24 protein-coding genes are annotated in these 21,369 nt (G+C 50.0%); 17 read left to right on the top strand and 7 right to left on the bottom strand.

Annotation, left to right across the window (positions count from 1 at the left end):
• Nucleotides 1–27: 27 nt before the first annotated feature.
• From nifK to fdxB, 13 genes are all read left to right on the top strand, one after another.
• A complete protein-coding gene (nifK, locus tag H4O21_RS07630; protein WP_182808258.1) occupies nucleotides 28–1,599 on the top strand; it encodes a nitrogenase molybdenum-iron protein subunit beta in 1,572 nt (523 codons plus the stop codon).
• A 134-nt stretch (nucleotides 1,600–1,733) separates the two neighbouring features.
• Nucleotides 1,734–1,946 carry a putative nitrogen fixation protein NifT gene (gene nifT, locus H4O21_RS07625; protein ID WP_182808257.1) on the top strand — a complete coding sequence of 71 codons (213 nt, stop codon included), beginning with the start codon at nucleotides 1,734–1,736 and terminating at the stop codon, nucleotides 1,944–1,946.
• Nucleotides 1,947–1,990: 44 nt separating this feature from the next.
• The gene (locus H4O21_RS07620; protein ID WP_182808256.1) at nucleotides 1,991–2,179 is read left to right on the top strand and encodes a 4Fe-4S binding protein; all 189 of its coding nucleotides are present in this window, start codon (nucleotides 1,991–1,993) and stop codon (nucleotides 2,177–2,179) included.
• Between the two features lie 105 nt (nucleotides 2,180–2,284).
• Complete coding sequence (locus H4O21_RS07615) at nucleotides 2,285–3,136, top strand: NifB/NifX family molybdenum-iron cluster-binding protein (RefSeq protein WP_182808255.1); 852 nt, start codon at nucleotides 2,285–2,287, stop codon at nucleotides 3,134–3,136.
• Complete coding sequence (locus H4O21_RS07610) at nucleotides 3,126–3,410, top strand: DUF6129 family protein (protein WP_182808254.1); 285 nt, start codon at nucleotides 3,126–3,128, stop codon at nucleotides 3,408–3,410. The genes H4O21_RS07615 and H4O21_RS07610 overlap by 11 nt, the downstream gene beginning before the upstream one ends.
• Before the next feature lie 14 nt (nucleotides 3,411–3,424).
• Nucleotides 3,425–4,465: a hypothetical protein gene (locus tag H4O21_RS07605; RefSeq protein WP_182808253.1), complete on the top strand. Its 1,041-nt coding sequence runs from the start codon at nucleotides 3,425–3,427 to the stop codon at nucleotides 4,463–4,465.
• Nucleotides 4,466–4,887: 422 nt separating this feature from the next.
• Nucleotides 4,888–6,306 carry a nitrogenase iron-molybdenum cofactor biosynthesis protein NifE gene (gene nifE, locus H4O21_RS07600; protein WP_182808252.1) on the top strand — a complete coding sequence of 473 codons (1,419 nt, stop codon included), beginning with the start codon at nucleotides 4,888–4,890 and terminating at the stop codon, nucleotides 6,304–6,306.
• A gap of 13 nt (nucleotides 6,307–6,319) precedes the next feature.
• The gene (gene nifN / locus H4O21_RS07595) at nucleotides 6,320–7,696 is read left to right on the top strand and encodes a nitrogenase iron-molybdenum cofactor biosynthesis protein NifN (RefSeq protein WP_182808251.1); all 1,377 of its coding nucleotides are present in this window, start codon (nucleotides 6,320–6,322) and stop codon (nucleotides 7,694–7,696) included.
• Nucleotides 7,684–8,244: a NifB/NifX family molybdenum-iron cluster-binding protein gene (locus H4O21_RS07590; RefSeq protein ID WP_182808250.1), complete on the top strand. Its 561-nt coding sequence runs from the start codon at nucleotides 7,684–7,686 to the stop codon at nucleotides 8,242–8,244. Before nifN ends, H4O21_RS07590 begins: the two co-directional genes overlap by 13 nt.
• Nucleotides 8,241–8,771: a SoxR reducing system RseC family protein gene (locus tag H4O21_RS07585; RefSeq protein WP_182808249.1), complete on the top strand. Its 531-nt coding sequence runs from the start codon at nucleotides 8,241–8,243 to the stop codon at nucleotides 8,769–8,771. The genes H4O21_RS07590 and H4O21_RS07585 overlap by 4 nt, the downstream gene beginning before the upstream one ends.
• An 83-nt stretch (nucleotides 8,772–8,854) precedes the next feature.
• Nucleotides 8,855–9,322 carry a NifX-associated nitrogen fixation protein gene (locus H4O21_RS07580; RefSeq protein ID WP_182808248.1) on the top strand — a complete coding sequence of 156 codons (468 nt, stop codon included), beginning with the start codon at nucleotides 8,855–8,857 and terminating at the stop codon, nucleotides 9,320–9,322.
• Between the two features lie 154 nt (nucleotides 9,323–9,476).
• Nucleotides 9,477–9,689 carry a CCE_0567 family metalloprotein gene (locus H4O21_RS07575; RefSeq protein ID WP_182808247.1) on the top strand — a complete coding sequence of 71 codons (213 nt, stop codon included), beginning with the start codon at nucleotides 9,477–9,479 and terminating at the stop codon, nucleotides 9,687–9,689.
• The gene (fdxB, locus tag H4O21_RS07570; RefSeq protein ID WP_182808246.1) at nucleotides 9,689–9,973 is read left to right on the top strand and encodes a ferredoxin III, nif-specific; all 285 of its coding nucleotides are present in this window, start codon (nucleotides 9,689–9,691) and stop codon (nucleotides 9,971–9,973) included. The genes H4O21_RS07575 and fdxB overlap by 1 nt, the downstream gene beginning before the upstream one ends.
• Before the next feature lie 121 nt (nucleotides 9,974–10,094).
• On the opposite strand, the gene H4O21_RS07565 is transcribed toward fdxB, so the two are convergent.
• The 3 genes from H4O21_RS07565 to H4O21_RS07555 form a co-directional block, all read right to left on the bottom strand.
• Nucleotides 10,095–11,651, bottom strand: coding sequence for a methyl-accepting chemotaxis protein (locus tag H4O21_RS07565; protein ID WP_182808245.1), 1,557 nt, complete (start codon nucleotides 11,649–11,651; stop codon nucleotides 10,095–10,097).
• Nucleotides 11,652–11,868: 217 nt separating this feature from the next.
• Entirely contained in the window at nucleotides 11,869–12,138 is a 270-nt protein-coding gene (locus H4O21_RS07560) for a hypothetical protein (protein WP_182808244.1), read from the bottom strand.
• The gene (locus H4O21_RS07555; RefSeq protein ID WP_182808243.1) at nucleotides 12,135–12,521 is read right to left on the bottom strand and encodes a bacteriohemerythrin; all 387 of its coding nucleotides are present in this window, start codon (nucleotides 12,519–12,521) and stop codon (nucleotides 12,135–12,137) included. The genes H4O21_RS07560 and H4O21_RS07555 overlap by 4 nt, the downstream gene beginning before the upstream one ends.
• Nucleotides 12,522–12,785: 264 nt before the next feature.
• On the opposite strand from H4O21_RS07555, the gene H4O21_RS07550 reads away from it, so the two are divergent.
• From H4O21_RS07550 to H4O21_RS07540, 3 genes are all read left to right on the top strand, one after another.
• Nucleotides 12,786–14,789 carry a TonB-dependent receptor plug domain-containing protein gene (locus tag H4O21_RS07550; protein ID WP_182808242.1) on the top strand — a complete coding sequence of 668 codons (2,004 nt, stop codon included), beginning with the start codon at nucleotides 12,786–12,788 and terminating at the stop codon, nucleotides 14,787–14,789.
• Between the two features lie 39 nt (nucleotides 14,790–14,828).
• Nucleotides 14,829–16,025, top strand: a complete 1,197-nt coding sequence (locus tag H4O21_RS07545) for an HmuY family protein (protein ID WP_182808241.1) — start codon at nucleotides 14,829–14,831, stop codon at nucleotides 16,023–16,025.
• Nucleotides 16,026–16,212: 187 nt separating this feature from the next.
• Complete coding sequence (locus H4O21_RS07540; RefSeq protein WP_182808240.1) at nucleotides 16,213–17,280, top strand: hemin-degrading factor; 1,068 nt, start codon at nucleotides 16,213–16,215, stop codon at nucleotides 17,278–17,280.
• A 113-nt stretch (nucleotides 17,281–17,393) separates the two neighbouring features.
• Here H4O21_RS07540 and H4O21_RS07535 read toward each other — a convergent pair whose 3' ends face one another.
• Genes H4O21_RS07535 through H4O21_RS07525 form a run of 3 tightly spaced genes read right to left on the bottom strand, consistent with a single transcriptional unit; the run spans nucleotide 17,394 to nucleotide 20,095 of the window.
• The gene (locus H4O21_RS07535) at nucleotides 17,394–18,152 is read right to left on the bottom strand and encodes a heme ABC transporter ATP-binding protein (protein ID WP_182808239.1); all 759 of its coding nucleotides are present in this window, start codon (nucleotides 18,150–18,152) and stop codon (nucleotides 17,394–17,396) included.
• A 28-nt stretch (nucleotides 18,153–18,180) separates the two neighbouring features.
• Nucleotides 18,181–19,209 carry a FecCD family ABC transporter permease gene (locus H4O21_RS07530; RefSeq protein ID WP_220495558.1) on the bottom strand — a complete coding sequence of 343 codons (1,029 nt, stop codon included), beginning with the start codon at nucleotides 19,207–19,209 and terminating at the stop codon, nucleotides 18,181–18,183.
• 34 nt (nucleotides 19,210–19,243) lie between these two features.
• The gene (locus H4O21_RS07525; protein ID WP_182808238.1) at nucleotides 19,244–20,095 is read right to left on the bottom strand and encodes a heme/hemin ABC transporter substrate-binding protein; all 852 of its coding nucleotides are present in this window, start codon (nucleotides 20,093–20,095) and stop codon (nucleotides 19,244–19,246) included.
• A gap of 294 nt (nucleotides 20,096–20,389) precedes the next feature.
• Here H4O21_RS07525 and H4O21_RS07520 point away from each other — a divergent pair, with 294 nt between their 5' ends.
• The gene (locus H4O21_RS07520) at nucleotides 20,390–20,923 is read left to right on the top strand and encodes a HugZ family pyridoxamine 5'-phosphate oxidase (RefSeq protein ID WP_182808237.1); all 534 of its coding nucleotides are present in this window, start codon (nucleotides 20,390–20,392) and stop codon (nucleotides 20,921–20,923) included.
• Nucleotides 20,924–21,010: 87 nt separating this feature from the next.
• Here the strand turns inward: H4O21_RS07520 and H4O21_RS07515 are convergent.
• On the bottom strand, nucleotides 21,011–21,369 hold a 359-nt coding region (locus H4O21_RS07515), incomplete at its 5' end, for a hypothetical protein (RefSeq protein WP_220495557.1).

The following is a 21,369-nucleotide window of genomic DNA, read 5'->3' as shown; positions in this document are numbered from 1 at the left end:
GATTGGTGGCCGGGTAAGGAGACAGTCATGCAAGATACAGACAATATTAAACAAAGTTACCCTTTATTCCGTAACGAAGAATATAAGGATGTTCTGGCTCGTAAGAAAACCGATTACGAAAACCCTCATCCAGACGACAAAGTTCAGGAAACCTTTCTCTGGACCACAACCGAAGAGTATCAGAAGCTTAACTTTGAACGTGAAGCTCTGACAGTTAACCCGGCAAAAGCATGTCAGCCACTGGGTGCTGTTCTGTGTTCCCTGGGGTTTGAAAAGACGCTGCCTTATGTGCACGGTTCTCAGGGGTGCGTTGCTTACTTCCGTACCTACTTCAATCGCCATTTCAAAGAACCGGTAGCCTGTGTTTCTGACTCTATGACAGAAGACGCGGCAGTATTTGGTGGCCAGAAAAACATGATTGATGGTCTTGAAAACGCTAAAGCGTTATACAAGCCAGAGATGATTGCGGTTTCTACCACCTGTATGGCCGAGGTGATCGGTGATGATTTAAATGCCTTTATTGGTAATGCCAAAAAAGAAGGTGCTGTCGAACAGGATTTCCCGACACCTTTTGCCCATACCCCTTCTTTTGTCGGCTCTCATGTGACCGGCTGGGACAATATGTTTGAAGGTATTGGCCGCTACTTCACTCTGAATAACATGGAAGATAAAGCGGTGGGCAGCAACGGTAAGATTAACCTGGTGCCGGGTTTTGAAACCTATCTGGGTAACTATCGTGTGATTCACCGTATGCTGGGTGAGATGGGCGTGGATTACAGTCTGCTGTCTGATCCCACTGAGGTGCTGGATACTCCGGCTGATGGTGAATACCGCATGTATGAAGGTGGCACTACTCAGGATGAGATCAAAGATGCGCCTAATGCGATCAGCACTATTCTGCTACAGCCTCTGCAGCTGGATAAAACTAAGAAATTAGTGACCAATACCTGGAAGCATGAGGTGCCTGCTCTCGATATTCCTATGGGGCTGGAGTACACCGATAACTTCCTGATGGAAGTGGCGCGCCTGACCGGCAAAGAGATCCCTGAATCTCTGGCCACTGAGCGTGGACGTCTGGTGGATATGATGACCGACTCTCACACCTGGCTGCACGGTAAGAAGTTTGCTCTGTACGGTGATCCTGATTTCACTCTGGGTATGACTAAGTTCCTGCTGGAGCTGGGGGCAGAGCCCACTCATGTACTGTGTCAGAGCGGCAGTAAGCGCTGGCAGAAACGCATGAAGAAAATGCTGGAAGAATCGGCTCCGGTGAATAACAAAACTGAGCTGTATTTTAAGCAGGATCTGTGGCACTTCCGCTCACTGATGTTTACCGATAAACCTGACTTTATGATCGGTAACTCTTACGGCAAGTTTATTCAGCGTGACACCCTGCATAAGGGTAAAGAGTTTGAAGTACCGCTGATTCGTATCGGCTTCCCTATTTTTGACCGCCATCATTTGCATCGTGCTACCACGCTGGGTTACGAAGGTGCGATGACTGTGCTGACCACTCTGGTGAACTCTGTGCTGGAAAAAATGGATGATGATACCCGCATCATGGCGCAAACAGATTACAACTACGATCTGGTTCGCTAAACCGTTGGGATATTGCTGGCCATGGATGGCCACTTCTTGTGATGCCCGGCCTGGATATCAGAAAACAAACCAGGATATCAGAACAACCCCGATATCAAAAATGAGTTTATCCGTGAATAGATAGAGAGTGTCTTATGGCCAATATCATTATCAGCAAGGCAGAAGACGGTGGTCTGACCTTCTATATGCCAAAAAAAGATCTGGAAGTGAAGGTTATTTCTCTTGAGTTTGAGGCAGCAGACAAGTGGGGAGGAGAGCTGAAACTGGCCAGCGGCCAGAGCTACTATATCGACCCTATGGCTGCGCCCTCATTACCAAAATCGTTACGCGCCCGCCGATTGGATTAATGGCCAGAGATCTTGTTTGAACGCTTATATGAGGAGAAGCGATCATGGCAATGAAAATTGACCCGGATATGTGCACAGCTTGTGCCGACTGTGAACCTGAATGCCCTACTGTCTCCATCACTGAAAAAAGCGGCGTAGTGACTATTAATGCTGCGACCTGTGACGAGTGCGTGGATGAGGGAGAGCCTCGTTGTGTTTCTGTTTGCCCGGTTGATTGTATTTCACCGGCGTAATCTGACAGTCCTTTCTCTGTGGGAAGCCTCTGAAATATTTTTCAGAGGCTGACTGCAAGCCCTGAACCCGAACCCCGGTTAACCCCCCCGACAGGGAGTGATCTTATGTCTGTTTCCAGTAAAACAAAGCCTGTTTCCAGTAAGAAAGACTGTACCTGTGATGGTGACTGCCAGTGTCAGGATGATTGTAAGTGTAATGGTAAAGGCGATGGTGCTTTGCCTGAAAAAGAGAGCATGATCAGTAAAGTAGCCGCCCAGCGTCTGTCTCAGGCGGCAAGGGCTCTGTCATCTGATGACCCGGAAGTATTTGTGATTGCTACAGGTGCTTATCTTGGGCTGCCGATTGATGAAACTCAGCTGCAGGCACTGACCGTTGAAGATATCAATCGTATTGTCAGTGGTGATGATGGGCAGCTACCCGAAGATTATCGTCCGGAAGCAATAAAACTGGCGCTGAGTTATCTATGGGGTGAGCAGTCCGGGCAGCAGGCTCCACCACAAATTGATCCGGAGCCAGAAGTGATGGCTGGCCTGCCTTATCTTCAGATTGCCGTTGCATCGAATAATGGTACTCAGCTGGATGGCCACTTTGGTTCCTGTCTGCGCTTTCTGATTTACCGCCTGAATAAAGAGGGGATTTACCTGGCTGATATTCAGGATAGCCATGAGGTGCCATCGGGGCTGGAAAAAAATGAAGCTCGGGTTAAATTACTGGAGGGCTGCCAGCTGCTCTATGTGCAATCCATTGGAGGACCTGCTGCGGCCAAGGTGGTGCGGGGTGGCATACACCCGGTGAAAGTTCCTGTGCCCGGAGAGGCGATGGCAACCCTGAATCTTCTGCAGAGCCGGCTGGACAACCCTCCGCCCTGGCTGGGAAAAATCCTGGGACAGCAGAGCAGTATCGAAAAACGTTTCAGTGCGGAAAAAGCAGAGGAGCTGGTAACCGATGATCAGTGAACAGGTGCTGGAGCAGCTGGCGGGGCAGATTATTCAGACACCTCCGGAGCTGCGTTATCAGGAGGTGCTGCAACCGGTATTTAAAGCTCTGGTAACTCAGGGCTCATTAACGGTTTGTAGTGACAATGACATTCCGGGTTTGGCTAAGCCTGTATTTGAAGGTGAGGACTTTGATCTCTATCTGGTGGATGCTTCCAGTCATTGTGCCGGTTTAACTAACAATCATGATATTGCCTGTGGGGTGGTATTAGCCCTGCATGACGATGACGACTAGCAGAGGAGTAAGCGATGGCATGGTTTACGACATCTGATAGTGCAAAAGAAGACGCCCGGCCTGCCAGTATGCAGGGAACGTTAAGTCAGAAAACAACAGAAGCCGCCCGCGACCTGATTCAGGGGCTGGGTCAGGTAAAACCTGATCAGGCTGCTTTACTTCGTTATCTGAAAACATGCTGGCCAGAGGTCGATTTCCGGTATCAGCTGACCCGGTCAGGCTGGCACAGGCCCGGAGGACTGATGACGGCCGATCAGCAGATCCTGACACGGGACCCTGAATTGTGGTTACAACAGCAACTGGAACAGCAGGGCAGCTTTGAAAATTTACTCTGTCAGCTGGAGCAGCAACCGTTGCTGGTTTTCAACCTGGACGGTTCGACACATTTTTTCGTCGCAAACTATGGTGACAGGCCGGAACAGAGCTGGCAGCTGGAAGTGGAAGAACTGCAGGAAATGATGACCCGTTGCCTGTTAAGTCAGCATGCCGGTCTGTTCAGTGAGAGCGATGTATCTTCTGATGACACTATGCCGGACGATCTGCAGGATCTTCTGGAACCGGTTACACCTGCGATTTTGCCTGCCAGGCCTCTGGGTGATGCCCGATATCAGCCGGGGCATCTGATGAATATCAGCGAGGCCATTGAGCAAAGTGTCAATAAAGATGATCTACACCGTTTCTGTGATGAATGGCGTTTGTCTGTTACTCCTGAATCCGGCTTTTATCAGTACTGGTTTTTTCAGCGCCATGAAAGCCGGATTGGTCCGGGGATTCAGCAGCTGCGTCTTTATCCGAAGGCGATACAGGCAATCAGCCTGAAAGCCTTTAACTGGCAGCTGGATACCAATGCTCAGGACATGGCCAGGCAACTACGCCAGTTTGACAGAATCGCAGGTTATTCCGGGGCATGGTATTTCTGTATGGTAGCGGGCAACCTTGTGCCCAGGGAGTTGCCGACGCGCTTACAGGATGACTGGCTGGATGAATACCGGTATATCTCTGAGCGACAGGCCCGGCTGGTACGCAACTGGCTGCATAAACCCTATACCCTCTGAACATAATGCGGGAGCTTCCCCGCTCCGTTATGCCTGCATAAACTGGTTACTGCTGAATACCTGACCCGGGTTATCTGTGGGGGATTGGAACGGGGGGCTGGTGTTCAGCCTGTCCGGTTTGTGCGGGCTTTTATCTGCTTTCCTACGAACGTGGTGCCTGTCTTTTTTCATTTCATATTCTGGCTCTGTCAGCTCGTTAGCAGGGCATTGTCGTATTTATGCCAATCGCATGCTCCTGAATGTCCTCTTCCTGACAATCTGACTATCAGTTGTGAGTCAGTATTTTTTCTTGTGTTTTTATTCTTTTTAAAACAATAGGTTATGTTTTTTCTGGCAGAATGTTTGTCTGGTACAGCCTTTGCTCCTTTATCCCTGAAACCCAATGACTGAATGTGATCAGTCCAGTTTTCGGGGGAATGTTTATGCAAGCAAAAGAACTGGCCGCTTTAATGGATGAACCAGCCTGCGACCATAACACCAAAGAAAAAAGTGGCTGTAAGCCTGCAAAACCAGGTGCCTCGGATGGTGGCTGTGCCTTTGATGGCGCTCAGATTGCGCTGCTGCCGATCGCTGATGTCGCACATATTGTGCATGGCTCTATCGCCTGTGCCGGTAACTCCTGGGATAACCGTGGCACACGCTCTTCAGGGTCCGAGCTGTACCGTATCGGCATGACAACCGATCTGTCAGAAGAAGATGTGATTATGGGACGTGGCGAAAAGCGTCTGTTCCATAGTATTGGTCAGGCGCTGGATCGTTATTCACCCACCGCGGTATTTGTTTATAACACCTGTGTTCCGGCTCTGATTGGCGATGACTTTGAAGCCGTCTGTAAAGCTGCCAGTGAACACTTTTCCATTCCTGTTATTCCTATCGACTCTGCCGGGTTTTACGGCACTAAAAATCTGGGTAACCGTCTGGCGGGAGAAGTCATGTTCAGATATGTGATTGGAACGGCAGAACCAGAGCCTGTTTCTGCTGAAGCTCAGCGTCATGATATTCAGGTGCACAATATCAATCTGATTGGCGAATACAACATTGCTGGTGAACTCTGGCAGGTAATGCCTTTACTGGATCAGCTGGGGTTGAGGGTGTTATGCACCTTATCCGGAGATGCCCGTTTTCGTGATGTTCAGGTGATGCATAAGGCTGAGGCCAACATGGTGGTTTGTGCCAAAGCCCTGCTCAATGTGGCCCGCAAGATGGAGCAGCGCTATCAGATTCCCTGGTTTGAAGGCAGCTTTTATGGTGTCAGGGATACCTCGGATGCGCTGCGCAGTTTTGCCCGATTGCTGCAAGATGAGGATCTGGCTGCGCGTACAGAGCAGCTGATTGAACGGGAAGAAAACCGTATCCGAGCGCAGTTGATACCCTGGCAGCAGAGGCTGAAAGGCAAACGGGTGTTGTTATATACCGGGGGAGTTAAATCCTGGTCGATTGTTTCTGCCTTGCAGGATCTTGGTATGGACGTTGTGGCGACCGGTACGAAGAAATCCACCGAAGAGGATAAAGCTCGTATCCGGGAAATTATGGGCGATGATGCCCGTATGCTGGAGGAGGGCAGTCCACGGGCATTACTGGATACGATCCGGGACTATCAGGCTGACCTGCTGATTGCAGGGGGGCGCAATATGTATACGGCGTTGAAAGCACGGCTGCCGTTTCTGGATATTAATCAGGAACGGGAGTTTGCCTACGCTGGCTACGACGGCATGGTTGAGCTGGCCCGGCAGTTGTGTCTGACGCTGGAGTCACCTATCTGGCCCGCATTAAGAACACCGGCACCGTGGGAGTCACCGAGTGTGACACCTGTGGCACAGAGTGACAGGGAAAGCTCATAACAGGAGGCCCGATATGGTCAGAGTGATCAAAAAGCAGAAGCCTTTATCCGTTAATCCGCTCAAGGTCAGCCAGCCGGCAGGGGCTATCCTGGCATTTATGGGGGTCAGAAATGCGATCCCTATGCTGCACGGCTCTCAGGGATGCAGTGCGTTTGCCAAGGTATTGTTTGTGCGGCATTTTCGTGAACCCATTCCCCTGCAGACCAGCGCGATGGACCAGACATCAACAGTCATGGGGGCTGATGGCAACGTACTTCAGGGTTTAAAGACCATCATTAATGCCCGGAATCCGGAGCTGATAGGTATTCCTACCACAGGACTGTCAGAGACTCAGGGCAGTGATGTAAAAGGCCTGATCCGGCAGTTTTATCTGGACAATCCTGAGTATCAGTCTTTGCCTGTGATTCCTGCCATCACGCCTGATTTCAGTGGCGGGCTGGAAACCGGTTTTGCGATTGCACTTTATGAAATGCTCGACCGGCTGGTACCCGCTACCGACTGTGCTGGTGAGAATGCCTGTCAGGTCAATGTACTGGCCTCATCTATGCTGACAGGGGCTGATATCGACTATCTGAAACTGCTGCTGGAACGCTTTGGGCTGAAGGCGGTGGTTGTTCCTGATCTGAGTGATTCTCTGGATGGTCATATGATGGAGGCGGATTTTGTCCCCGTGACGACAGGAGGTACGCCGGTTTCTGCCTTTGCTGAGCTGGGCAAAGCCAGTGCTACCCTGGTTATAGGACACTCCCTGAATCATGCTGCGGATCTGCTGACACAAAGAACCGGAGTTGAGGATTTTCGTTTTGACGGGCTGATGGGGATGGAGGCGATGGATCAGCTGGTGAATACTCTTCATCAGATAAGTGGCAGAGCCGTACCGGATACCGTAGAGCGGGAACGCAGCCAGTTACAGGATGTGATGCTGGACAGTCACTTTATGCTGGGTTTTACCCGTTATGGTATTGCCGCTGACCCGGATCTGTTGCTCTCATTCAGCTCACTGGTCACTTCTGTGGGAGGAGAGGTCGTTGCGGCAGTGGCACCTCATAACGCACCCTCACTGAATCGAGTCTGTGCTGAAGAGATTCATATTTCTGATCTTGAAGAGCTGGAGCAGCAGATGGTGTCTCATAAGGCCCGGTTGTTAATCTGTAATGCTCATGGGGCCGGACTGGCCCAGCGTCTGCAGCTGCCGTTATTAAGAGCGGGCTGGCCGGTTTATGACCGACTGGGTGCTCAGCATCAGTTATGGATTGGTTATAAAGGATCTTTGCAGACTCTGATTCAGTTAGCCAATATGCAGTTGTCTCAGGCTCATCATCATGAAGTCGCTCCCTATGTTTCTGTGTATTCCCGGCGTGAGCAGGAGATGTCGTCATGCGCCATTTGAAACTGATTGCTCCGGCTGCACAGCAATCTCAGATATCACAGGATCTGACGGATAACCCGGAGTCTCCATCTGTGAGAATCGCCTTTGCCAGCAGTGACCGTGTACATATCAATCAGCACTTCGGCGCTGCCAGAGCCTTTATGATTTACGACGTTAGTTCGCAGACGTATCAGGTTTCTGAAATCGTAGAGTTTTCTACTGCGGATGCGCAGCAGGATAAGCAGCATAGTCAGCTGGATGCCCGGTTAGATCTGCTGCAGGGGTGTCATGGCGTGTACTGTAATGCTATCGGCGGCGGAGCGATCAGGCAACTACAGGCTATGGGAATTTATCCGGTTAAAGTCGATGAGGGACTGTTGATCGAAGTGGCACTGAAAAACCTGCAGAGCCTCTGGCAAAGTCGCCCTCCTCTCTGGCTACAGAAGGCATTACGTCAACTGCAACAGCCCGATGCCGGGCAACGTTTTTTGGATATGGCGAAATCATCCTGGGACGGTGACTGGAGTGATGATCTTCCCCGAGAAGAGCAAGAGGGAGAGACATTATGATTTCTGCGCAGGGAGTGATTATCCGGCTACCGGGGAATCGACTTGGTGTACAGGCGGACTGCCAGCAAAGCTGCAAAAGCTGCAGTGTACATAAGGTATGTCAGGGCAGTCAGCGTACTATGCAGCTGGAACTGACACCTGAAGCTCAGGTAATGCCTGATGCCGGAAGCATACCAGGAGCTTTATCAATACACGGCTGGCAACCGGATTCTCTTGCGTCCCGGAGAACAGTTCCCCCAGCGTTGCCGGCACAGATACCATCACTGAATGAAGGGCAGGGAGTACAGATTCATATTGCAGAGGAAGAACTGCTGCGTATTACCTTACTGGCTTACTGTCTGCCTTGCGTTGTGATGCTGGTCTGTGCCTGTCTTGGTAGCTTGTGGGGAGATATTTTCGCAGCGATTCTGGCGCTGGCAGGACTGATGGCCGGGGTTTTATTCAGTCGTCATCTCAGTTTGCGCAGTCCTCCCCGTTTAACACTGAAAACCCTGAATCCGACAGCAGAATCAGGCCCGGTATCGTAATACCGGACTGATGACATAAACCCGTTGTTTAATGGCGTCGTCAGTAAGGCTGTCGCCATTTCCTTTGTAACCAGGAGATGATTATGAACGTTGATCATACGATACCTTCAGAGGCTTTACCGGACCATCTGTTTATACCGGAAATCACTCGTCAGACCAGGGCGTTTGATACTTATGGGGTGAATGAAGAGTTGCCACCGGCAGAAATTCTGCAGGCTTATGTGGTCACTAAAGCCCAGCGGCGGGAAATGCCGATTATTGGTGATCCCGATGAGGAAATCATTGCCCGGTTGAAAGCCTATTACAGCGCGATTGCGATGCGTATTGAAGCTGGTAGTGGTCTGATGGCTGCACCTATGTTCAGTCTGTCACATGAAGGCTTTGGCCGTGTCGTTATCACCGTAGGCAAGCTGTTAGTGCTGGACAGGACATTAAGAGATGTTCATCGCTTTGGCTTTGAAAGTCTTGATGTGATGTGTGAACAGGCTGACAAACTTTGCCAGAGTGCCCTGACTCTGCTGGAAAACTACCCCAGGGCTGCCAGAGAGTAGTTTCCGGTTAACCTTCATCCCCTGCTGAGCTGACAGTACCCCGTCCATCCCCCCTGAAACTGTTCCGGCCATTTTGCTGGCTGTCGCTGATAACAACGACAGCGGGCGGCAATAAGAAACTAAAACACTTTTGACCTGCTGATGAGGAATAAATATGTCTCCGGAAGAGATTAAAGCGCTAGAGAAAGAGGTGCGTAAAGCGAAACGCATTGCCAGTGAAGCCGCGATGGCTCTGCATGATCTGGTTGAAGACAGTCTGCCTGCTGGTTATGAGCAGCTGCCACAGATGTCTGATGCGACTTATCAGGCCTGCCTGCGCTGGGATCAGGTCCGAACAGAGCTGGCAGCAGTAAAGGAGGGCGTCTGATGTCTGTGATTACAGGATTAACCCGTGATGGTACCAGCTGGACACCGGAGTTTGTGGTGCATCTGGATGATACGACCTGCATCGGTTGTGGTCGCTGTTATAAGGTCTGCCCCAGAGATGTGTTTACTCTGGAAGAACGGGAGCCGGATGATGACGATGATATGGATGATGTCGTCAGTGTAATGGTGATAGAAAATGGTGGCGATTGCATCGGTTGTGGTTCCTGTGCCCGAGTGTGTCCTAAACGCTGTCATACCCATGAAGCACGGGCTGCCGGAGAGTAGTTTCGTCATGTTTTCAGTGGTAAAACTGACTCTGTGATGAAGATAGCCGTGCAACCGGAGACGTCATTCAGACGCTTCCGGTTGCTTACTGTATGGCCATAAACATTCGAATAAATGTTATCTACCTGGCGATGCTTTGCATGATCATTCTGACGTTATCAATCAGATTCTTTGACGCATTTTTAGTTTGCTCGGAAGCTTCTGTCGCTTCAACTGCAGCACTGTTTACCTGATGCAGGTTATTGCGAATGACCTCGGCAGCACTGCTTTGCTGTGATGCCGCTGTCGCCGTAGCCTGGCTCATCCCGGTAATACTTTCCATTGTTTCACTGATAGTGGCCAGAGTCTCGCCAGCCACTTCAGCCTGTTGTACACAGGACTGAGCATTTTGCCTGCTGACCCGCATAATGGATACTGCATCGTCTGTTTCCCTGGTCAGATTATCCAGCGTGCGATAGATCTGCCCTGTAGATTCCTGGGTGCGCTGAGCCAGGGCCCTGACTTCATCCGCAACAACGGCAAACCCTCTGCCCTGTTCCCCTGCGCGGGCTGCTTCGATGGCTGCATTGAGAGCCAGCAGATTTGTCTGGTCAGCAATCTCAGTAATGATACTGATGGTATCTGCAATTTCGCCGGTCGCCTGGTGCAGGCGACTGACTTTATCTGATGCCTGTTCAATGGTATCGACCAGGGAGAAAATCGCCTGAGAGGTTTCCTGTACAGCACGTTTTCCCTGGTGGGCCAGCTGATTCGCTCTATGGGTTGCGTTGCAGCTATCGGCAGCATTCTGCGCGATATTGTCGATGGAGCCTGATAGCTGATGGGTAACAGCGGCGATCTGCTCGATTTCTGCTGCCTGACGATTGATTGCATCAGCTGCATGCTGAGCAATCTGAGTGGTGTCATCTCCCAGTTTGTATAACTCATTCACGGAGTAGGTGATGCGGGTAGTCATGGCACGGATATTGGCTTCTCGCATGATACCGGCCAGATAAAGCTGCCCGGCTTCTGCGGTACAGTTACCATACATTTCTGATAACAGATCGCTTTTGACATACTTTTCAGAGCGCTGAGTGGCATTGTTTAACGGACGGAGAAAAAAATAACTAAGCCCGGTCATCAGCAGGGCGGAGCTGACAGAGGTTGCGATTAAACCAGCATAAGATAATGACCAGATACCTGTGATAACAGAGGGTGTCATCGCTGATACTGCCGCAATGACAGGCATGATATGGCGCAGCTTTAAATCATATAGACTGAAACGGTTGACGCCTTTGTTGACCCGGGCATAGATCTGTTCTGCCCGTCTGATCTGATTGGGTTTTGGTTTTTCCCGTACTGACTGATAGCCCACCACTTTGTGACCTTCGAATATGGGCGTAACAAAAGCGTTTACCCAGTAATAATCACCATTTTTGCAGCGATTTTTTACGGTCCCCATCCAGGGCTTACCTCTGTGTAATACCTGCCACAGGTCGGCAAAAACAGCCGGGGGGACATCCGGGTGGCGTACAATACTGTGAGCTTTGCCAATCAGTTCTTCCCGGGTAAAACCAGACACTTCAATAAAGGCATCGTTCACCAGGGTGATGCGACCTTTAAGGTCGGTTGTTGATATCAGAGGAACATTATCAGGAATGCTCTTTTCTTTATCCGTTGTTGCTATATGACTTCTCATAAGGGCTCCTTCGGTCGCCCAACCCGGTAACTGGCGGATCGGGTCTCTGAAAGCTGAGCTTTGGTCTGACAGTTACCCTCTTAAAACAGCAAATATTGCGCCAGCGAAATAAAAATGTAATAGAGCATTCTGGCGAAAAAATGGATCATGCACGGTGTTTGTCTCACAATCCGGCGCTGTTATGGTGCAGTTCAGTGCGTTGGGCGGATCTCTGGTTTCAGGTATCACTGTCACCAAATAGCAGATCATCAATTTCACGCATGATGAATTCATGACGATGAATATTCTGTACCAGCTCTTTTGCTTCCGGTTCGCTGTATCCATACAAATTAAAGCTGGCCTGACCTGATGGCTCGCCATCGTATAGCAGTTTCAGAGATAGCAGCCAGTTGCCCGGACTATGGCCTGCTTCCAACTCTGCGATAGCTTTCAGGGCTCCTTCCAGCGGAACAATATAATGATTTATGCTCTGATTTATCTGGCTCATGACAGGTCCTGCTGTGCCAGATGAGCAACCAGTGCGCTGTCCAGTGTCTGCAGATGCAACTCAAACCATTGAGGCAGGCGATCACGCAGATAGGCCCGGGCAAAGACCTTATTCCCCCGATCAATACCGCGTTTAAACTGACGCAACTCACCCAGTAAGCGAGCATGCTCACTTTTATGCTCTTCCTGTGCTGAAAAGCCGGATATCTGCATCAGATGATTTTCTCTGTCAAAGTGGGTCTGAGCAAGCTGCAACAGCTGCTGGAAAAGCCCTGCCAGCTCCTGATTCGTACACACTTGTATCCGGTTGATCAGCTGATAAAAATGTTCATGGTCCTGATCAATGTCATCATGACCAAGCCGTGTCAGTGAGTTGTGAGACATAGGGCTTATCCATCTGAACTGTTTGGAGTCAGTGCAGCAAAAAGCAGGCCTTTATGAAAAGTTTTTTTAAATCATATAGTTAATTTGATTTTAATGGCGTGATGGGAATGAATTGACACAGATATGATGTTTGTTGTGGCATAACTGACAATCAATTTATCTGGCGACATTTTGAATCGCATCCTTGTAATTATAATAAATGCTAATTATTATCAGTTGCATTGTCTTATAAGTATTGCTGTATATGAGTGGTCGTTAGCTGCTGTGAAAGTCTTAAAATCTCTGCCAATTCTGATTTCGGGTCTGGTACTGGTCTGTTCAGCCAGGGCCGATCAGCCTGCTTCGCTTCCTGATGAAGCCAGTGAAGGTGATACCTGGGTAATTACCGGTACCCGGACGGAGCGTTTACTGGAAGATACACCGGTCAGAACAGAAGTAATCAGCCGTACTAAGCTGGATCAGATTCATGCCCGTGATCTGACAGAAGCCCTGAAAATTGTTCCCGGACTGATGCTGAAAGATATTCACGGTAAAGGTGGTAAAGAAGTCTGGTTACAGGGGCTGGATGCTGACCGGGTACTGATTCTGATCAATGGCCGACCAATGACTGCCAGTACCGGTTCTTCTGTTGATGTTGCTCAGTTGGCTACAGCGGATATTGAGCGGATCGAGATTGTAAAGGGTGCTACTTCAGCCCTTTACGGCAGCTCCGCTATGGGTGGGGTAGTGAACGTGATTACCCGCAAACCGACAGAGCCATTCAGTGCTGCCCTGGTTCTGGATATGGGCAGTTATGGCGATGCTAATACCGGGCGTTCAGATCTGAGTCTGGGTGGCCGTCAGGAGGAGCTGGCCAGTCGCCATGCCCGCTTTGATATCGGCATGAAACGGGAGCAATGGACCACTCAGATCAACGGCAGTATCAGAGATACAGAGGGTTATGATCTGAATCGTGATACCGCCTTTGAAGAGGGTGGTGCCGGTACACGTAAAAACCTTTCCGCCCGGATCAGCTTTGAGCCGGATGAGCATAAAGAGTTCTTTTTTGAACCGGCTTATTACAAAGAAGATCTGACCGCTCACAATATTCTGTTCCGGCCAGGCAGTGGCTATCTGGATAAAACCGAAATTGCCACTCGAAAGCGGCTGGATGGCGGTACGATTCTGGCATTTGGAGACGATCTGCTGAAGCTCTCTGCCACCTGGGAAAATTTCGAAGATGTGACCGAAAAAGGCGATATCAGAATTGCAGAGCAGGATATTTATAAAATCAGCTCTCAGTTTGATACGCCGGTAGCTGATAATCAGTTGCTGACTCTGGGTATTGATCTCAGCCATGCCTCGATGGCTCAGGAGCAGAAAAAACCGACGGCTTCCGGTTATGAGGTGGTCAAAGAGATTGGCGACGGTTCTGATAACAGCAGTGCAGAAGTTTATCTGCAGAATGATATTTTTCTGACCGACCAGTTAGAGTTGTTACCGGGTTTCCGCTATCAGCATGATACTGATTTTGGCGATCATCTGACGCCAAAAATGAACCTGCAGTACACCCCGCAATGGTCCGATACGATGGATGTTCGTATCCGGGCAGGTATCGGTAAAGGGTACCGGGTACCTAATCTGAAAGAGCGTTATTACGTTTTTGATCACAGTAATCTGGGCTATATGGTGCTGGGTAATCCGGATCTTCAGCCGGAGTATTCGACTAACTATCAGCTGGGTATTGAACTGAGACCTTCACCTGATCTGCGTTTTGATCTGAATCTCTTTCGTAGTGACCTGAAAGATCTGATAGCGACATCCGTCGAGTCCGTCAGAAACAATGTGGTTAATTATCGCTATCTGAATATTGATCAGGCTCGTATCTTCGGTGCTGAACTGGCTGCAGGCTATGACTGGAAAGGTCGGGCTCAGCTGGATGTTGCTCTGACCTGGATGGATGCCGAAGATAAAACAACCGGTAAACCTTTACCCAAGCGACCGGAATATCAGTTGAAAACTGGTCTGACAATCAGGCCTTTCACCGGTTTTAGCGCCAGCTTACAGGGTATCTGGCAAAGCAAAGAATATAACGACCTGGAAAATAATTTTTATACCCCGTCCTGGACGACCTGGGATCTGAAACTGAATCAGCAGGTTTCTGAACATGTTCGCCTTTTTATGGGTGTGGATAACCTGCTGAATAAGACCCGTGATCCCGATAATCCCCATGACCAGGGGCCACATCCCGGACGCTTTATCTATACCGGCCTGAGAGTCGATATCTGATCTGTTTTCTGACTGAAAATCTGGTGGAGTAAATACCTGATGAGCCTCTTCTTTCGTTTTAACCGTACAAAAACTGCTGTTGCTGTAATAGCAGCCACTCTGATACTTGCTGGCTGTAATGGCGGCGGTAGCAGCAATAATGATAGTAGCGATAATACGGGGGGGAGTGATAACACGGGCGGTGATAGCACTCAGAGTGGTGCTCGTTATATCACTCTGGACGCAGCAACGGATGTGACTCAGGCGGCTTATCTGGATCTGGCGACAGGTGTGCAGACGACATCAGGTCAGGACTGGCATGTGGCATATCAGAAATATGTTGGTTTTAAAGTGAACGGTGGTGCTTCCGGTGCCGGTAATGCTAATGGCGCTATTACGGCATGTTATACCGGCAATAGTGCTGCTCTGTATGATGCTGAAGGCAATCCTGTACAGAGTGCTTTTGAAGCGGCCAGTGCTGACTCAACCCTGGAGGCTTTCAATGCGGTAACGGGTGTTGAAAGTTGTGTCGACGGAGGTATGAAGTCAGACAGCATTGCCCCTCAGATCAAAGACTGGCTGAGTGCGGATTATAGCCAGGGTGCTCCGGTATACAGTGCGGACAGTAGCAAGTGGTGGGTGCTGAGATCGGCTAAAGCGGATCCTTCGACACAGACGTTTGATTATAGTCGTTTCCATATTACTGACCTTACGGTTGAACTGGGCGAAACCACGACCCGTCAGATGACCCTGGGAGTACAGACCTGGAATCCTCTGACTCAGAGTTTTAATGATGAAGTAGCATCGCCTGTACTGGATTACAGCAATGGCCGGGTTTACTACGATATGGAAAGCAACAGCGTTGTTTCCGCCGAGGACGACTGGGAGCTGAGCGTTGTGGTTCAGGATCGAAACTACCTGATCCAGGTAAATGGTGGTGCGTCAGGCACTGCATCTGCTGGTGTCGGTGTTCTGCAGGTTGACTCTGCTCTGGATGTGACAGATCCAGCCAATACTGATCAGGTGTATAAGTATTTTGCTGATCAGTCTGAAGGTGCATTTTCTGCCCCCGGCGATTACGGTGCTTTTGATTACAACGTCGATGGACAGGGGCATCAGATGTGGCCTAACTATGGCATCTATCTGGTACAGGATGGAGCGCAGTTGTTTAAGATGCAGGTGCTGAGTAACTATGGCGAAGATGGCAATCTGACCAGTGGCAACCTGTATATCCGTTATGCTCCTGTTACTCAGTAAGGGCTGCGAGGGTTTATAAAGTCACAGAGGTTTAGTCGTGGCTTTAGTCTGTATTTTACGGGGACATTAGTCCCCGTTTTTATTGGTTATTCCTGAGAACAAAAAGCTGGCCATTTGCCATAGACAGAGAATAACCGTTGATTCGTGGTGAGATCCGGTGTTTCCGGATGCAGTAAGGGGAAATGTAATGACACTATCCGTCAGTCCGGAAGCCGTTGCTGATCTGCAACAGCGCTATCAGCAATTCAGAGATGAAAACCCGCAGCTGAGAATTCGTAATGCTGCTGATGCACTGGGCGTCAGTGAGCTGGAGCTGGTTGCTCTGAATTGTGGGCCTGAGGGCTTCAGCGTTCAGCGTCTGGATAGCGCAGCGGGACAGTTCCGTAAACTGCTATCAGAGGTACGTGAGCTGGGCTCCGTTATGGCGCTGACCCGTAACGATACTGTTGTACATGAGAAAACCGCACCTTATGGCAAATTAGGCGGCGGGGAGAAGGTGGGGCTGTTCCTTGGTGACATTGATCTCAGAGTGTTTTTTGAGCGCTGGCATTATGGCTTTCATGTGACGGAAGGTGAGCGTCGTAGCCTGCAGTTTTTTGATGCGACAGGAACAGCGGTGCATAAAATTTATGCCAATGAGCAGACGGATATGGCAGCGTTTGATGCACTGGTAGCCCGATATATGGCGGATGATCAGTCTCAGGGAGCCGTGATTGATCCTGAGGCCGTGGCAGAGCAGAAGCAGAGTGCTTACGAGACTGTGGCTGATGATGAGGTTGATATTGCTGCTTTTCATCAGGACTGGGATGGGCTACAGGATGTACATGATTTTCTGGCGCTGTTAAAAAAACATGCTCTGGAGCGGCAGCAGGCATTCCGGCTGGCAGGAACAGAACGTGCAGAGCCTCTGGCAGCAGAGGTATTTGAACGTGCTCTGGAAATGGCTGCTGAGCAGGAAATGCCGGTGATGATTTTTGCAGCTAACAAAGGCATGGTGCAGATTCATACCGGGCCGGTAAAGCGTCTGGTGCGTCGTGGTCCCTGGTTTAATGTACTGGATGCTGGCTTCAATCTGCATGCTAATACAGAAGCTTTTTCACAGGCGTGGAAAGTGGTGCGCCCCACAGAAGATGGCCCTGTTTCCTCTCTGGAACTGTTTGATCATAAAGGACAGCTGGCTCTGCAGATGTTTGGTGCCCGTAAGCCTGGACAGCAGGAACTGAATGAATGGCAGGCGTTATTGTCTGCATTGTAAGTCTGTCTGATGAAATCAGGGGTGTTATCTGGTTATGAGACACCACTGATCTGGTTAGCGGCTGATTTTCGGGGCAGGTGGCCAGACTCCCGGATATGCCAGAGGTCAGTTGGTTAAATCAGAGCGGGCAGACCATCATCCAGGGTGATCTCTCTGGGGCGATACTGCCAGTACATTTCAACCGTATCGGCGCGGAGCACATCAAAGGGTTTTCCCTGAGCAGCTACCTGCCCTTCTTTTAGCAGATAACAGTGATGGCAATAGTGCAGTACCTGGTTGAGATCATGCAGAATAGCAATAACACCGTATCCCTGCTCACGTGCCAGTTCAACGGCCAGTTTCAGAATACTGTGCTGCTGTCCCAGATCCTGTGCCGATGTCGGTTCATCCAGCAATAATAACGGAGCCTGTTCCGCCTGGCTTAGTTGCAGTAACACCCGCGCCAGTTGTACCCGTTGTCGCTCTCCGCCAGATAACGATGGCCAGTTACGGTCAGCCAGATGCAGACAGTCTGTTTTTTCCATCAGACGCTGAATATGACGCTGGCCTTCTTCGTGACTCATACTCAGAGGCGTCAGCCCCAGAGCAACCACTTCTTTTGCCTGAAAAGGGAAAGTCAGCTGACTGGCCTGAGGCAAGACTGCCAGATGGCGTGCCAGCTGTTGCGATGACCACTTATGGATCGCTTTACCATGTAAAAGTGCCTGCCCGCTGGCCGGTATTTCTCCGGTAATCGCTTTTAATAAAGTAGATTTACCTGCGCCATTAGGACCCAGTAAACCCATTACCTGTCCTTCTGCCAGTGCCAGATGGTTAATATCCAGCAAGGTTTTTTCCCGAATTTTCCAGCTCAGCTGATTCAGTTCAAGCATTATTATTCTCTCTTTCTGATCGGGTTTGTCAGCTGTTCCAGCTATGACGCTGACGAATCAGTAATGCCATAAAGAAAGGGGCGCCCATCAGGGCCGTGACAATACCGACGGGAAGCTCTGCAGGCTGGACAATCAGGCGGGCAAACAGGTCAGCAATCATCAATAGAAAAGCACCACACAGGGCGCTCAGAGGTAGCAGCGTTCTGTGATTGGGACCGGTACTCATACGGACAAGATGAGGTACCACCAGGCCAATAAAACCGATGATACCGGCAGAGGCAACGGCAATGCCGACACCGATAGCGGTCAGTACGATCAGTTCCAGCTTTAGGCGTTCAACCTGAATCCCCAGGTGTCGGGCCTCGGCTTCACCCAGTAGCAAGGCATTCAGTGCATTGGCCCGTTTCTGAAACGCAATAGCCAGCAGAATGAGAGCGGCTGTTGAAAGCAGGATGTTCTGATCGTTGCTGCCAGCCAGTGATCCCATCTGCCAGAGGCTCAGTGCTCTGAGGTCCTGATCATTAGCGAAATAACTGACAGAACCAATACCTGCTCCGGCAAAAGCGGTAATAGCAACCCCGGCCAGCAATAGCACAGTAATTGAGGTTCCGGCACGAGTCTGAGCCAGAGAGTAGATCAGCAGGGTGGTGATCAGACCACAGACAAAAGCAGAAACCGGTACTGCCCAGGCTGAAATGGCTGCCGGAGCCCATACAATGGCCAGCACAGCGCCGACGGCTGCGCCGGAAGAGACACCGATGATTCCCGGATCAGCCAATGGATTCCGGAATAACCCCTGCATGACCGCACCACATTGCGCCAGAATCGCACCCACCATAATGGCCAGTAATATTCTCGGTAGTCGCAGCTCAGTAATAACAGCATGCTGGTAGTCCTGTAACCGACTCATGGTTGATCCACTCAGGTGGTCCACCACAGAAAGCAGGCTCTCGATTGCAGGTAAAGGCATCGCTCCCAGCATCAATGACAGCAGGCTACCGCCGGTCAGCAGCAGGAGAAGAATGCCCGTTGTCATCGGGACAGGCAGGCGCAGCATGACAAAACTCCTTAAAAAGCAGACTGGCAGAGCATTAACGATTCAGGTGATTGCTCAGACGTAAAGCCTCATCAACGGCACTGACACTGAGACCACCGGAAACCAGGCTACTGCCATCTACCGCGAGGATTTTTTGCTGTTTACCTGCCGGAGTATGTTTCAGCATAGGGCTGGCTTTCAGCAACTGTTGTACTGCTTTTTCCGGTTCTTTTCCGGCAATAATGATCAGGCTGGGTTTAAGAGCCAGTAAGGCTTCGGCCGAGATACTACGGTAGTTGTCATAATCAGCCAGATTGTTAGCGCCCAGAAGTTTAATCAAAGAGCCGCCACCACTTTCTCTGCCAGCCATGCGCAGTTTATCGTTCATAAATAGCAGAAACACCGCCTGTTCAGATGACAGAGCCTGGTTATGCAGCTGATCCAGTTTTTTCTGCAGATCGGACAGAAGCTGTTGTCCTCGGGATGTCTGATCCAGCTGTTCTGACAGTGTCCGGATATTATCAATCAGCTGAGTTTCGCTACGTGCTGCAGGTAGCTGTATTAACTGAACAGGGCTTTGCTTCAGGCGATCAACGACGTGGTCAGGACCCATCTCTTTACCACCGATAATGGCATCCGGGTTAAGACTCAGAAGACCTTCAGCGGACAGATTACGGTGATAACCGATATTGGGTAGTTTTTTGCCGGGCAGCAGCTGAGGACTGGTGACATCAATGGCTACCAGATGATCGGTCAGCTCAAGTGCTTTAATGATTTCTGTTGTACCGGCATCGGTACTGATGATGCGCTCCGGTGCTGCCAGAGTCTGAGAGGATACCAGCAATGAAACGCTGAGAGCACTGGCTGTCAGTATGCGAAGCGGGTAGTTGAGATTGAACGGTTTCATTGTGTCATTCCGGGTTGTTTCTGGGGTATCTGACGACACTTATGATCTGTCTGATAAGTGCTGATACCGTGATTGGAAAGCGCTGGCTGCATCGGCCTGCCTGATCAGACAGGAATGTATCATTTATTATTAATGATAACAATTAGCGTTTACAATGATGTGTTATCACGGTTAAATAAGGGCCTGTTACAGCAGCTGTTCTGTTGATCGGGCGGGAGACATCATCGTTTTGTTTTATGCTGATCAGAATAAGCGGATGACATTATCAGTCGTGATTTAATCGAGGCCTGACTCATGAGCAAGCAAGAAATACTGAATACCCGAATTAATGAAGAAGTTTCTGACTTTATCGCCAGCCGCAAAAGCCTGATGTTGTCTTCGATTCAGCCGGATGGAACACCATATGCCTCTTATGCACCTTTTGCGATTGGTGATGATTGTCTGTATGTGCTGCTCAGTGAGATTGCTTTGCATGCCGTGAATCTACAGCATAACCCGGCAGCCTCTGTGCTGATTATTGAAGATGAAGACTCAGCAGGTGAACTGTTTGCTCGCAAACGTGTGAATTACAGTATGCAGGCAGCACTGATTGAGCTGGAATCTGAGGCCTGGTATCAGGGAATTGATATTCTGGAAGCCCGTCATGGCGAACGTATTCGTAATCTGAGCCAGCTGGCTGATTTCCGCTTATTCCGTCTGTCACCTGAAGGTGGTCGTTTTGTGAAAGGCTTTGGCCGGGCCTTTACCCTGGCGGGAAACTCTCTGGCCGGTGAGGAGGTCAGCCATATGCGCGATGGTCATAAAAAGCGTGATGATATTAAGGCCTGATATTTCAGAACAATAGCAGCAGGAATCCGGAATTCTGCCTGATCAGGGCGGAATTCCGGAAAGATGACAAAATACAGATCTTAGCGGTTATGGCTTCTTAGTCGCTTGAGGGGATTTCTTACGGCCTCGGGTTGTTGATGTCGTTTTTCGGGTTGTCCGGCCTTGAGTCCGGCGAGCTGGTTTCTTCGCTGTATTCGTCGTTGAGGTTTCTGCACTGGCGGCAGCTTGAGTGGTATCAGAAGTTGTTGTATCCGTTTCTGGCTGAGCCTTTGCTGGCGTTGATGCTGTTTTTTCCTCAGTGCTTTTTTTGACCAGATCTGCAAAGGTCAGAGGTGCTTTTATTTCTTCAGTTTTTGCTGTAACAGGCACGGTTAACGGCGTTGTCGGGACAATCTGTGTGTTTTCAGTCTTGACAGTTTCTGTCACTGGCTCAGGCTGTTCCACAT

It is taken from the genome of Oceanospirillum sediminis, assembly GCF_014164585.1.
GTDB classification, from domain to species: domain Bacteria; phylum Pseudomonadota; class Gammaproteobacteria; order Pseudomonadales; family Halomonadaceae; genus Oceanospirillum; species Oceanospirillum sediminis.
This window is presented reverse-complemented; position numbering and strand designations above follow the sequence as displayed.